12 protein-coding genes are annotated in these 13737 nt (G+C 56.5%); 5 read left to right on the top strand and 7 right to left on the bottom strand.

The features are described from left to right. Positions 1–170: 170 nt before the first annotated feature. A complete protein-coding gene (gene tagH / locus O5O45_RS06210; protein WP_305904378.1) occupies positions 171–1517 on the bottom strand; it encodes a type VI secretion system-associated FHA domain protein TagH in 1347 nt (448 codons plus the stop codon). Between the two features lie 383 nt (positions 1518–1900). Here tagH and O5O45_RS06205 point away from each other — a divergent pair, with 383 nt between their 5' ends. The 5 genes from O5O45_RS06205 (at position 1901) to O5O45_RS06185 (ending at position 5853) form a co-directional block, all read left to right on the top strand. Continuing rightward, positions 1901–2719 (top strand): TOBE domain-containing protein, encoded by an 819-nt coding sequence (locus O5O45_RS06205; protein WP_305904377.1) that lies wholly within the window; start codon positions 1901–1903, stop codon positions 2717–2719. A gap of 59 nt (positions 2720–2778) precedes the next feature. Further along, on the top strand, positions 2779–3546 hold the full coding sequence (gene modA, locus O5O45_RS06200; protein ID WP_305904376.1) for a molybdate ABC transporter substrate-binding protein: 768 nt from the start codon (positions 2779–2781) through the stop codon (positions 3544–3546). 62 nt (positions 3547–3608) lie between these two features. Further along, positions 3609–4301 (top strand): molybdate ABC transporter permease subunit, encoded by a 693-nt coding sequence (gene modB / locus O5O45_RS06195; protein WP_127969824.1) that lies wholly within the window; start codon positions 3609–3611, stop codon positions 4299–4301. Then, a complete protein-coding gene (modC, locus tag O5O45_RS06190) occupies positions 4298–5374 on the top strand; it encodes a molybdenum ABC transporter ATP-binding protein (protein WP_305904375.1) in 1077 nt (358 codons plus the stop codon). Before modB ends, modC begins: the two co-directional genes overlap by 4 nt. A gap of 23 nt (positions 5375–5397) precedes the next feature. Continuing rightward, complete coding sequence (locus O5O45_RS06185; protein WP_305904374.1) at positions 5398–5853, top strand: bifunctional diaminohydroxyphosphoribosylaminopyrimidine deaminase/5-amino-6-(5-phosphoribosylamino)uracil reductase RibD; 456 nt, start codon at positions 5398–5400, stop codon at positions 5851–5853. Positions 5854–5909: 56 nt separating this feature from the next. Here O5O45_RS06185 and cysG read toward each other — a convergent pair whose 3' ends face one another. From cysG to O5O45_RS06155, 6 genes are read right to left on the bottom strand one after another with little or no spacing between them, the layout of a single operon-like run. Continuing rightward, a complete protein-coding gene (gene cysG, locus O5O45_RS06180) occupies positions 5910–7319 on the bottom strand; it encodes a siroheme synthase CysG (protein WP_305904373.1) in 1410 nt (469 codons plus the stop codon). An 8-nt stretch (positions 7320–7327) separates the two neighbouring features. Beyond that, complete coding sequence (gene serS / locus O5O45_RS06175; RefSeq protein ID WP_305904372.1) at positions 7328–8611, bottom strand: serine--tRNA ligase; 1284 nt, start codon at positions 8609–8611, stop codon at positions 7328–7330. A gap of 24 nt (positions 8612–8635) precedes the next feature. Next, complete coding sequence (gene crcB / locus O5O45_RS06170; protein WP_305904371.1) at positions 8636–9019, bottom strand: fluoride efflux transporter CrcB; 384 nt, start codon at positions 9017–9019, stop codon at positions 8636–8638. Between the two features lie 27 nt (positions 9020–9046). Then, positions 9047–10393: a replication-associated recombination protein A gene (locus tag O5O45_RS06165; protein ID WP_305904370.1), complete on the bottom strand. Its 1347-nt coding sequence runs from the start codon at positions 10391–10393 to the stop codon at positions 9047–9049. Then, on the bottom strand, positions 10390–11019 hold the full coding sequence (gene lolA / locus O5O45_RS06160) for an outer membrane lipoprotein chaperone LolA (protein WP_305904369.1): 630 nt from the start codon (positions 11017–11019) through the stop codon (positions 10390–10392). The genes O5O45_RS06165 and lolA overlap by 4 nt, the downstream gene beginning before the upstream one ends. Positions 11020–11024: 5 nt before the next feature. Continuing rightward, entirely contained in the window at positions 11025–13517 is a 2493-nt protein-coding gene (locus O5O45_RS06155) for a DNA translocase FtsK (RefSeq protein WP_305904368.1), read from the bottom strand. Between the last annotated feature and the right edge of the window lie 220 nt (positions 13518–13737).

Here is a 13737-nt window from a genome sequence, read left to right as displayed (position 1 = left end):
ATACCGCGCATACCGCAGGAGAGAGTGATTGCGCCCTTTGGGGCTTCTTCATGTTGAAGAAGTATAGAACAGTTAAGAGAGAGGCGACGGAGGGTGTGCGTCCGACCACCCTGTCGGAACGGCGGCGCCCGCACTGCGAGCGCCTTGGAGATAAGCGATGAGATGACGCCTTACAGGTCGTCTTCGTCCGCTTTATTGTTCTTGCGTTGGGCTTTGAGCTGATTAAAGTAGAACTCGTAGCTGTTGGCGAAGTCTTCCGAGAATTTACCTTGAAACGCCTGTTCTTCATCTTTGCGCAGCTTGTTATAGGCTTTCAGGTATTCATCCCAGTATTTACGATGATTGCCGCCAATCCAGGGCTGCCCATGCTTGTTGTCGATATGCTTGACGATCTGCTCCGGATCGAGAGACTTGATGATCCGGGTATACAGCCCACGCACGGATTTGTACAACGCACGCTGGTGATCGCGAATATCCGCGAACGCTTCTTTCATCGCTTCGTCGGCGGAAAGATAAGTCGTCCCCTGCTTCAGTAAGAGATTTTCCAGCGCCACTTCAGGAGTCGGTGAAAACTTCAGAGGATTGTTTTCCGCCACGCGAATCTGAGTCTGGTTGATACGCAACTCGTTCTTCAACGACTGCTTTTCCCGCAAGGTGGTGAGCACCCCTTCCACCGCCTCTCTCAGCAGGTCCATGGATTTATCCACCACCTGCTTATGGGCCTCTTCCGTCAGTGTCATCATGCCCAGGGCCTGAGTCAGCCAATCCGGGGTCATGTCCTTTTTGCTGAATTGCGTTGTTTGCTCATCCTGCTCGGGAGCCGTGGCCGCTTCATCTGCAGCTGGCTCCGCAGCGGGTTCAAATTCTTCTTCAAGCGCCGCGTCCGAGTCTCTCGGCGCAGCGTGATTCACCAGCGTCGGCGCTTCCACATCTTCGATGATTTCCGCGTCCAGAATGCCGTCATCCATGTCCGCCGCGCTCTGCGGCTCCAGATCATCCTGCATCTCCGCCTCCACCTGCTCTGGCGGCACGGCGGTGGTGTTCGCCGCATGCTGGTAGACCGGCCAGGGCTCCTGGCCGGACCCAATCCAGTCATCCAGCCCCGACATAGCGGTTTGAGACGCAATATCGGACGATATCCGGGTCGCCTCAATATCCGAATCCGGCGCAAACATTTGCGTGCGATCGTCGCTGGGCTCCGCCAGCTCCACCTTCAGTTCATACTGTCCCAGCATCAGGCGATCGCCGTTCTTCAGCGGTTCGGGGTGACCTTTGATAAGGGGGTGCCCCAGATGGTTCAAATAGCTGCCGTTGGTGCTGATATCGATAAAGCTGTATCGACTTCCGTCGAACTCGATCCGTCCGTGGTCCGAGGATACATACCGGTTGGCGTCTGGCAGCACCAGGGAGTTCGTGGTCGCTCTCCCTATGGTCGCGCCGTCTTTGCCAACGGTAACAGTCACCCCAGACATGTCGCTTCCGGGGGGACATTTAGTCACTTTGAGGATGAGTTCCATTTACTTTTTCACTGTTCTTAAATTTTAGACAAAACATCAGGCATATAAGCGCCAAACGAAGGCGGAATCAGTCATTCTTTTTTCACAAAGTTTACGGCGTCGTCAAAGGGTCATGCAATGTTTATCCTCCCCGCTATGCCGCGCCGCCGCTTACATGACAGTTGATCGCATCATCGTTATATAGAATACTATATAACGCTTTTCAGAGAGCCCGATCACCGGTTTCCACCAACGCCAGCAGTTATAAACAAACGTCAGGAAGCATCTGCGCAGCGGCATGCCGCGAGACACAGGATCTGACATGTCGGTGTAACTGGGTAGCTCGCTACAGCTAGCATTGTAGACAAATAACAGAACGAGGCTTACTCGCCGGATGAACAACCATGAGTGGAAATAGCGACAGCGCCAGGGTTTTGGAGCTGGCCGGCGAATTCTGGCTAAACCAGAATGTACGCGGCGTGCAAGGGGGCTCCCGCATCGCCCTGCTGGAGCATATCGACAGCGCCGGCTCCATCACCAAAGCAGCCAGGCTGACCGGCATCAGCTACAAAACCGCCTGGGACGCAGTGGACGCAATGAATAATCTGTCCCCGCGTCCGCTGGTGGAGCGCGCCACCGGCGGCAAGCAAGGCGGTGGCGCGCGCCTGACGCTCCAGGGCCGCAAGCTGGTCTCCGCCTATCGGGCGATGGAAGCGCATTACTCCGCCTTATTAAGCCGATTACAGCGGGACATTGATGATTTTGACGATATTCATGGAGTGCTTCAGGCCATGGCGATGAAAACCAGCGCACGCAATCAGTTTCGGGGAGTGATCAGTCGCGTGCAGCCGGGCGCGGTAAATGCGGAAGTCACTCTGGATCTGGGGGACGGCCTGGAACTGGTGGCGGTAGTGACCCAGGAATCGGTTCAGGATCTGGGACTGGCGCCGGGACGCACGGCAAGCGCGATCATCAAGTCCAGCTTTGTCATTCTGGCGACGGATGAGACCTTAAGACTCAGCGCACGCAATCGTCTACGCGGCGTCGTCAGCGATATTCGACACGGTCAGGTAAACGCGGAGGTGCGCGTGCGCTTGAGCGGGGACCGGACACTGACCGCCGTCATCACGGAACAAAGTCTGCAGGACCTGGGTCTTACAGAAGGCGCATCCTGTCAGGCTTACGTTAAAGCGTCCCATATCATTCTGGCGGTCAATCAATGACGCACGCCAACAACGCCGCCCTGTGAAGCAGGGCCGATCAACACGAAAAGGATCTGTACATGTTGACACGCTTTACTCTCGTTCGCGCTATCGCGACGACATTCATCGCTTTGTTTCTGGCGCCGCTGGCCAATGCAGGCGAGGTTTTGGCGGCGGTGTCCGCCAATTTCACGTCCGCCATTCAGGCGCTGGCCCCGGACTTCGAGGCGCAGACCGGACACCGCCTCAAACCCAGTTTCGGCTCCACCGGCAAGCTTTACGCGCAAATCACTAATGGCGCGCCCTTTGAAGTATTTCTGGCGGCGGACGACGTACGCAGCAAAAAAGCCATAGACGCCGGAGTCGCCGTTAAAGGAAGCGACTTCGTCTACGCCAGTGGGCGCCTGGCGTTATGGAGCAAAGACCCCGTTCCGGGCGAAGATGGCCGTCAGTGGCTGGAGATTAACAAAGGCAAACTGGCTATCGCCAACCCCAAAACCGCCCCTTACGGCGCCGCCGCCGTCAAGACCATGCAATCGCTCAAACTATACGAACAGCTGCACCCTCAGTTGGTTTTTGGAGAAAATATTTCGCAAACCTATCAGTTCGTCTACAGCGGCGTAGCGACACTGGGGTTCGTCGCGCTGTCGCAGGTGATCGCCATGAATGATGCCGAACCCGGCGCCTACTGGCTGGTTCCTCAGTCGCTGTATACGCCGATCCGGCAAGAGGGCGTCCTGTTGGCCAAAGGTCAGGATAATCCGGCGGCGGCGGCGTTTATCGACTATCTGAAATCCCCCCGCGCCCGCTCGATTATCGAATCCTTTGGTTACAATGTTGAAGAATAAGGAGAAATGCCGATAATGACGCCCTATTTCATCCCGATATCCGGCATAAGGAACTTGATTAGATGAATGCAGTGGGCGTCCAGGGGCTGGTCGACTGGCAGGCGGTATGGATTACGCTGAAACTGGCGGGGCTGACCACCCTGATTCTGATGGCGCTGGGCACCGCCATCGCCTGGGGTCTGGCGCAGAGCCGACACTGGAGCAAACGTCCGCTGGAGGCGATCATCTCTCTGCCTTTGGTGCTGCCGCCGACGGTGCTGGGCTTTTATCTATTGCTGCTGTTAGGCCCCAAAGGCCCGATTGGCGAGATTACCCAGGCTTTGGGATTAGGCGTACTGCCCTTCACTTTTCCCGGCTTGGTGGTCGCCTCCGTCATTTATTCACTGCCCTTCGCCGTACAGCCTATTCAGAACGCCTTCGAAACCCTCGGCGCCCGCCCGCTGGAGGTCGCCGCCACCTTGCGCGCCTCCCCCTGGGATCGCTTCATGACCGTCGCGCTGCCGCTATCCCGTTCCGGCCTGATCACCGCCGCCGTGCTGGTGTTCGCTCACACGATTGGCGAGTTTGGCATCGTGCTCATGATCGGCGGCGCCATCGCGGGCGAAACCAAAGTCTTGTCGGTGGCCATTTATGATCATGTGGAAGCCATCGAATACACCCAGGCCAACATCCTCTCCGCCGGCATGCTGATCTTTTCCTTCACGGTGCTGCTGGCGTTGCAGATTATCCGCAAGCCGGCGAAGGTGATCGCATGAACGACGATATCTCCGCCGCCTTTTTCTCCCACAAAGGCGACTTCACCCTGGACGTCGCGTTCACCACACCGGGCCAGGGGGTCACCGCTCTGTTTGGCCGTTCCGGCTCCGGCAAAACGACGCTGCTACGTTTTATCGCTGGTCTGGAGCGAGCAGAAAAAGGCGCCTTGCAAATCAAGGATGAGATCTGGCAAAGCGCGGACCTGTTTGTACCACCGCACCGCCGCGCTCTTGGTTATGTGTTTCAGGAGCCCAGCCTGTTCGCGCATCTCTCAGTCATGGACAATCTGCTTTACGGTTACCATCGCATTCCGCAATGGGAGCGCAGGGTGGCCCCGGAAGAAGTCATTCGCTGGCTTGAATTGGAAGCGTTGATCGGTCGCAACACCCAATCACTGTCCGGCGGGCAACGACAGCGGGTCGCCATTGGCCGCGCCCTGCTCACCAGCCCCAAACTGCTGTTGATGGACGAGCCTCTGGCCAGCCTGGATTTGCAGAGCAAGGAAGAGATCCTGCCCTATCTGGATGAGCTGTTTCAGCAGTTGGACATTCCCGTTTTCTATGTGAGCCACTCGCCCGATGAAGTCATGCGCCTGGCCTCGCATCTGGTGCTGCTGGACCATGGCGGCGTCCGCGCCGGCGGCCCCATCAACGAGCTGCTCACCCGCCCCGATCTGCCTCTGGCGCATCTGGAGGAGGCCAGCGCCGTCGTGCACGCTAACATCCAGGCTCATGATCTGGAGTATCACCAAACCCTACTGGGCGTTCCTGGAGGCGTTTTGGCGGTGCATCACAAACAGGGACCGATTGGTCAGCAAGTCAGACTGCGCATCCACGCCAAGGACGTCAGTCTGGCGCTGAAGCCGCCGGAGTTGAGCAGTATCTCTAACTGCATTCCCGTGAAAGTGATCGATATCAACGTGGACAGAGAGCCGTCACAGGTAGTGGTGCGCCTGGCCTTGGGAGAAGAAACCATTCTTGCCCGCGTCACCCGTCGCTCCATTGATCAATTGAATATCGAAAGAGGCATGCAGGTGTTCGCCCAGGTGAAAAGCGTGGCCTTGATTGACTGATCCCCTTGCAAAGAGAAAGTCTAATGCAAACCCGTGAACTGGAGCGTTTTATGCGTCTGGCCATCGCCGAAGGCCGTAAAGCCATAGCGCATTGCCGCCCCAACCCACCTGTGGGCTGTGTACTGGTGCGCAACGGTCAGGTTGTCGCATCGGGCCACACCAACGCGCCAGGACAGCCTCACGCCGAAGCAATGGCGCTGCATTATCTGCATGGCCCGACCGCCGACACCATCGCGTTCGTCACCCTGGAGCCCTGCTCGTTCCATGGCCGCACGCCATCCTGTGCTCAAACGCTGGTCAAGCTAGGCATACGCAAGCTGTATGTCGGCATGCTCGACCCTCACCCGAAAAATCGTGGGGCAGGCATTGATATCCTTAAGCAAGCGGGGGCTGAAGTGGTGGTGGGGATACTGGAAAACGAAGTTCGCAAGGAGCTTGAGGCGTATTTGTGGCGTCCGGATAACGGGGAGAGGCTCTGAGCGCTTACAAGGGTTGTGCTGGCTCCGCCTATGTCAGCGGAGCCTGATTGACGTCTTTAATCCATCCAGCGCAAACGATCACGCAAGGTCACAACATCGCCGATAATAATAATGGTCGGACCGGGAATCTGCTGCTCCTCAACCTTCTTGGCGATATTGCCCAGCTCTCCCACCAGCACCTGCTGATCCGGCAGCGTGCCTCTGGACACCAGGGCGATTGGCGTTGAAGGTTTCATGCCATGCGCGATCAGCTCACGACTGATAATAGGCAGTCCCACCAATCCCATGTAGAACACCAGGGTCTGATTGTCCTGCACAAACTCATGCCATGGCAGGTCGCAGGTATCTGACTTCAGGTGACCAGTCACAAAACGCACCGACTGCGAGTGATCTCTGTGGGTCAATGGAATGCCGGAATAGGCCGCGCAACCTGAAGCTGCAGTAATTCCAGGCACAACCTGAAACGGGATGCCGGCATCCGCCAGTTGATCGATCTCCTCTCCACCGCGACCAAAGATAAAAGGGTCGCCGCCTTTGAGGCGCAACACCCGTTTTCCTTCCTTGGCCAACTCCACCAACATGGCGTTGATTTCCTGCTGCGGCAAAGTATGGTTGGAGCGGGCTTTGCCTACGTTAATGCGCTTGGCGTCGCGACGCACCAGATCAAGGATCTGCGGCGACACCAGGCGGTCGTACAACACCACATCGGCCTGACGCATCAAGCGCAGCGCACGAAACGTCAGCAAGTCAGGATCGCCAGGCCCTGCGCCGACCAGATACACTTCACCCGCGTCGGTGATCGCATCCGCCTGCTCGCCGCTCAGCATGTCATCCAGCATCGCCCTGGCTTTGTCCGTACGCCCGCAAAACACCAGATCGGAAACGACGCCTTCCAGTACGGACTCCCAAAAACGACGCCGTTGGTTGATATGGCCAAAGCGAGCCCGGACTTTATCCCGAAACTCCATCGCCAGGTCAGCCAGTCTTCCAAAACCATGGGGAATCAGCGACTCCAGACGGTTGCGCAGCAAACGGGTCAATACAGGCGCGCCGCCAGAACTGGTGACGGACACCAACACCGGGTGACGATCGATAATAGAGGGAAAGATAAAACTGCTAAGTTCCGGCTGTTCCACAACATTAACCGGAACCCCACGCGCCTGAGCGGCGTGCGCCACTTGTTGATTCAAGTCAGTGGAATCAGATGCCGCGACGACCATCGCGCACGATTGCAACAGCTCAGGATGAAAGGGGGCAGAAGTAAGGGTAATGGCGTTGAGCACGTCGGCGCTCTCAACGAGCGCCTTCGCATTGGCATCGCCCAGGAGCCGGACTTTGGCCCCTGCGCGCAGCAGCAGGTCGGTTTTGCGCACCGCCTGCTCGGTGTCACCAACTACAAGACATTCCCTGCCCTGTAGATTCATGGATATGGGCAGGAAGTCCCAGGTCTGTAGTTGTGTGGACATCAATTACCTCAGTTAGCTGGTTTGATCACCTTCACGCCGCCCATGTATGGCTCAAGCACATCCGGCACCAAAATAGAGCCGTCCGCCTGCTGGTAGTTCTCCAGCACTGCGATCAAAGTACGTCCTATGGCCAGTCCAGAACCATTCAGCGTATGCACCAGCTCCGGCTTACCGGTTTCAGGATTACGCCAGCGCGCCTGCATGCGGCGGGCCTGGAAGTCGCGGCAGTTGCTGCAAGAGGAAATTTCGCGGTACTTCTTCTGCGCTGGCAACCAGACTTCGATGTCATAGGTTTTCGCCGCAGAGAAGCCCAGATCGCCTCCGCACAGCGCCACAACACGATACGGCAGGTTTAGCAGCTGCAGGATTCGTTCCGCATTGCCGGTCAGTTCTTCCAAAGCCGCATCAGACTGCTCCGGCGCCACCACATGAATCAGTTCCACCTTCTCAAACTGGTGCTGGCGGATCATTCCGCGCACATCGCGGCCATAGCTGCCGGCTTCACTGCGGAAACAAGGTGTATGGCTGGTCATTTTAAGAGGCAGCTCTTTGGCGTCCAGAATTTCTTCACGCACCAAATTGGTGACCGGCACTTCCGCGGTTGGGATCAGATAAAAGTCATGCTCGCCCGGCACTTTAAACAGGTCCGCCTCAAATTTGGGCAACTGTCCCGTGCCCTGCAACGCATGGGCGTGCACCAAAAACGGCGTCATGGTTTCTTGATAACCGTGTTCTGTGGTGTGAATATCCAACATGAACTGGGCCAACGCACGATGCAGTCTGGCCAGTTCGCGGCGCATCACCACAAAACGGGAGCCAGCCAGCTTGGCGCCGCTGTTGAAGTCCAACAGGCCCAGGCTCTCGCCCAGATCAACATGGTCCTTGGGTTCGAAATCAAATTCGCGGATGCTTCCCCATTTGCGCACTTCCACATTGTCATCTTCGCTCTCGCCTTCGGGAACGGAGGCGTCAGGAAGGTTGGGAATGCCTTGCAGCAGATCGTCCAGCTTGTCCTGAATGTCCTGCAGCTCCGTCTTGGCGGACTCCAGTTGTTCGCCGATTTTAGCCACTTCGTCTTTTAACGGCTGAGGGTCCTGACCCTGCTTAATCATCATGCCGATATTCTTCGACTTACTGTTGCGCTCGCTTTGCAGTTCCTCAGTACGGACCTGAACGGACTTGCGCCGCTCTTCTAACTGACTGAACGCGTCCACGTCCAGGTCATAGCGTTTGGTCTTTAGTCTGGCAGCCACTTCATCCAGGCTGTTGCGAAGCAATTTTGGATCTAACATGAATTCGTCCAGTAATTTTTTAAATCAAAGAATAAGCCGGGTCAGAGCGATACCTGCGCCCACGGCGAAGAGGCATAGTATAACGCTCATTAAAATATAGGCGAGACCTTGCAACAGCTGATCGCTTTGCATCAGGCTCCAGGCTTCCAGCGAAAATGTGGAAAACGTGGTCAACGCCCCTAAAAAGCCCACCATTATCAAAGATCGCAGCTCGGGTTGTCCATGCAGTTTCTCCACCACATATACAAATGCCGTCCCCAGCAGAAAAGAGCCGAGTACATTGACCGCTAGCGTCCCCCAAGGAAATTTAGCCCCCGCCACGTTACTGACCCAGGCGACGATTAAATACCGGCTGACGGCGCCCAACGCGCCGCCAAGAGCAACATACACAAGATGGGGAATGCTCATAATGATCACGGACAGATTTCAGATGGTTCAGGAGCGGTTCCGATACTCTTCGTCCAGACCCCGCAGGTATTCCAGCTTTTCCTTGACTTTGCTTTCCAGGCCCCGCTCCACAGGGTGGTACAGACGCAGGCCATCCAGCTCTTCAGGCAAATACGTCTCGCCGGCGGCGTAGGCTCCGGGCTCGTCATGAGCATAACGGTATTCTTTGCCGTAGCCCATTTCCTTCATCAACTTGGTCGGCGCATTGCGTAAATGCACGGGGACCGGATAATCCGGCGACTCCGCCGCCAGCTTCATCGCCGCGTTAAACGCGTTATAAACCGCATTGCTCTTCGGCGCGCACGCCAGATAAACAACCGCCTGAGCAATCGCCAGCTCGCCTTCCGGGGAGCCCAGTCGCTCTTGCACGTCCCAGGCTGAAAGCGCAAGATCCAGCCCTCGCGGATCGGCATTGCCGATATCCTCGCTGGCCATACGCACCACGCGGCGGGCGACGTACAAAGGATCGCAGCCCCCGTTCAACATGCGGGCGAACCAGTACAAAGCGCCATCGGGATTGGAGCCGCGCACGGATTTATGCAGTGCGGAAATCTGATCGTAGAACGCATCTCCGCCTTTGTCGAAGCGTTTTAATGAAACCTGCATCACCGACGCCAGCAGCTCGCGGGAAAGAACCCCGCCCTGCTCGCCCGGGTCCGCCAGATCAGACATGGTTTCGAGAATATTCAGCGCCTGTCTCGCATCGCCGTTGGCGGCTTCAGCGATCATGCGTAGCAGATCGGCATCATAGCTCCAGGCTGTTTGTCCCAGGCCGTTATCGGAGTCCGTCAGAGCCCGCTGCAATAACGTCGTCAGGTCATCAATGGTGAGCGGTTTTAATGGATACACCCGCGCCCGCGATAACAGTGCGTTATTCAGCTCAAAAGAGGGGTTTTCCGTGGTGGCGCCGATAAAAACAAAAGCGCCCTCTTCTACGTAAGGGAGAAAGGCGTCCTGCTGGGACTTATTGAAACGATGGACTTCATCCACGAACACAATGGTCTTGCGTCCGCTTTGTGAGTTCGCGCGAGCGCGCTGGCTGACTTCGCGGATTTCCTTGACCCCGCTTTGTACGGCGGACAAGGTGATGAATTCCGCGCCGGTGTATCCCGCCACAAGGCGGGCGAGAGAAGTTTTGCCTACCCCGGGCGGCCCCCAGAAGATCACCGAGTGCAGTTGATCGCGCTCCAGCGCCTTGCGTAAGGGCTTGTCCGCATCCAGCAAATGCGTCTGCCCAATATATTCATCAATAACCCGGGGACGCATTCGCGCCGCCAGAGGCGCATACTGCGCGCTCCGACGGCGTTCTTCCGATTCAAACAGGTTTAGCGTCAAGGCGCCTCCCGGATGACGTCGACGCCATCAGGGATCTCAAAGTGGAACGCTTTTTCGCTAATGGTTTGATTTATCGACACCGCGGTAAAGAACAGGCTGGTTTGCTGACCAAGAGAGTCCTTCAGTTTCATGCTCACCAATTGATCGTTGACGAAGCTCAGTTGCAGCGTGTCAAACAGGGAGTCGACGCCTTTCGGACGCAGCAGGAAATCCACCTGCCCCGGCTGAGACTCCGGTTGCTGCTCTACCTGATACTGTTCGTCGATCTTGCCCACTTCTCCGCTCAGCAGCAGCGCCGGGGTGTTAGAAAGTTGCTGCGATAAATGCTGGATAGTGACCTGCTCCAGATCCGGATCGTAAATCCAGACCTGCTGGCCGTCCGTCACGATGGTCTGCTCCAATGGGGCCTTGGTCTTCCAGAAGAACAAGCCAGGACGCTTGGCCTTCAGTGTGCCGGACACTTCCTGCATCACCTGCCCGCTTTGAGAGCGCATCGTTTGGGTGAAATTGGCCGTAAAAGTTTCTACGTTTTTCAAAAGGCCGGAGAGCGTATCCACGCCCGCCGCATTCGCCATCATACTGGCGGCGCTCAACGCCGCCACGGAGAGTAGTTTCAATAATTTCATGGATATCAATCTCTAGGAGGAGGTGGAGCCAAAACTTCCCGGGAGCCGTTATGGCCAGCGGACGAGACCACGCCCGCCGCCTCCATTGCGTCAACCAGGTTGGCCGCCCTGTTGTAGCCAATTTTCAGACGACGCTGCACAGCGGATATGGACGCCTTGCGGCTTTCCGTCACAAACGCCACAGCCTGATCAAACAGATCGTCTTTTTCAGTGCCATTGTTATTGTCGCCGCCGCCATCGAAGCTAGCGACAAACTCGCTATCGGTGGCGCCGTCGAGAATTTCGTCCAGATAATCGGGCTCGCCCCGCTGTTTCCAGTCATCCACCACGCGATGCACTTCATCATCGTCGACAAAAGCGCCATGCACGCGGATCGGCAGGCCAGTGCCGGGAGGCAAGTACAGCATGTCGCCGTGTCCCAGCAACTGCTCTGCGCCGCCCTGATCCAAAATAGTACGGGAGTCGATCTTGGAAGATACCTGAAACGCCATACGGGTCGGCACGTTAGCTTTGATCAAGCCGGTAATAACGTCCACTGACGGCCGCTGGGTCGCCAGAATCAAATGAATTCCCGCCGCCCGCGCTTTCTGGGCGATACGGGCGATCAACTCTTCCACTTTCTTGCCGACAATCATCATCATGTCGGCGAATTCGTCCACGACCACCACCACGAATGGCAATGTGGTCAGCATCGGCGGCTCTTCTTCAAGCGCGTTATCGCCCGGTTTCCATAGAGGGTCACGAATCGGCTCGCCAGCGGTGATGGCGTCTTTCACGACTTTATTAAAGCCCGCAATGTTTCTGACGCCCATGGCGGCCATCAACCGATAACGGCGCTCCATTTCCCCCACGCACCAACGCAACGCATTAGCGGCTTCTTTCATATCCGTCACTACCGGCGTGAGCAAATGAGGAATGCCATCGTAGATGGACAACTCCAACATTTTGGGGTCGATCATGATGAGGCGCAGTTCTTCTGGGGTCGCCTTGTAAAGCATACTGATCAACATGGCGTTCACGCCTACGGATTTACCTGAGCCCGTGGTGCCCGCCACCAGTAAGTGCGGCATTTTCGCCAGATTGGCGACGACCGGATTGCCCGCAATATCGTTGCCCAGCCCCAATGACAATGGCGAGCTGGAATCGTCATAGGCTTTAGAGGACAACACCTCTCGCAAACGCACGATATCGCGATTTTCGTTAGGAATTTCAATACCCACCACTGACTTGCCGGGGATGACTTCCACCACACGCACGCTAATCACCGCCAACGAGCGCGCAAGGTCTTTGGCCAGATTGCTGATGCGGCTGACTTTGACGCCTGGCGCCGGCTGGATTTCAAAACGGGTGATCACAGGGCCGGGGTTCACCTCCACGACTTCGGCGACGACGCCAAAGTCATTCAACTTCACTTCCAGCAGGCGCGACATGTTTTCCAGCACCTCAGGCGAGTAACCGCCTTTCTTGGAAGATTCAGGCGGATCAAGCAGATTCAGTGACGGCAACGGGCCTTCCGCAAAGTTAAACAGGGACGGCTGCGATGCTCGCTTGGCCCGCTTGCTCTCGCCTCCCGCCTCTTTCTGAAACGGCAGAATCTTGATCTTTTTGTCCGCAGGCCCTTCGCTATCCACATCCATGGTGTCGCCCAAACTGGGCTCAACTTTGGCCTCGGCTTTCTTCTTGCCGAAGCTCAGTAAAGAGCGCGTCTTGGTTTCCTGCTCTTCTGGGACATTCACCCTGGAGTCCAGCAAGGGAATGCGCTCGTCTTCATCGTCGAGGTCTTTCACTTCCCGTTTCGCCTTTTTAGGCTTGGGCGGCGGCGCTTCAGCTTCTAATCTGGCTTTTTCTTCGCGACGGGCTTGCGCACGCTCTCCCATCTTCTCTTTTGCGGACGAAAACTCTTCGCCGATGCGACGGAACAACGCCAGTGTCTTGGCGCCCACCCAGTCCATAATCTTCAGCCAGGACAAGCCGGTGGCGATACTGAAACCAAACAGGGAAAGCGCCACCCAAACCAGCGTGCTGCCGATAATGTTAAAGGTGTCGACGGCCATCCCAGCGACTTCCGCGCCGACAATGCCGCCGGAGCTGGAGTTCAGACCACTGACCGAATACATGGTCAACAACGAACAAGTGGACAACACCAACACGATCAGACCGACTACGCGGATAACCACCATCCACCAGTTGATGGGATGGCGCATGTGGCGCTGGCGGAACAGTTGCACCGAACGCAAGACGAACAAAAAGGGGAATAAATAGGCGACGTAGCCGAAGAAGTACAGCAGGACGTCGGAAATCCAGGCGCCGACGCGCCCAGCGTAATTAACGACCTGGGAATGTTGCCCTGTGCTGGTCCAGCCAGGGTCTGAGGGATTGTACGAGACCAGGGCCAACACCAGATAAACGGCGATGGTCACACAAGCGATCAACACCCCTTCGCGGAGTCCCTGCTCCAGGTAGCGCTTCGCTCTGTTGTCTTCTATATCTGCTGGCATAAGGATTTTAGCTGGCTAAATATTCAGTAGTGTACACAAGCCGGGAGTCTAGGTGAACCCAGCTTAACCGCGCATTAATAGAATTTAACGCCAAAAATTAAAATTGCGCTCTATCTATTTGTTTATATTGATTTTATTCTAGCTCAAATTGGCGGGAGATGCATTTTTCGGCAGGCTACAGATCGTCTTCTGGCGGGATCAGACAAAAAACGCCAGGGCT

Origin of the sequence: Hahella sp. HNIBRBA332, assembly GCF_030719035.1 — a bacterium.
Taxonomy (GTDB): Bacteria; Pseudomonadota; Gammaproteobacteria; order Pseudomonadales; family Oleiphilaceae; genus Hahella.
This window is presented reverse-complemented; position numbering and strand designations above follow the sequence as displayed.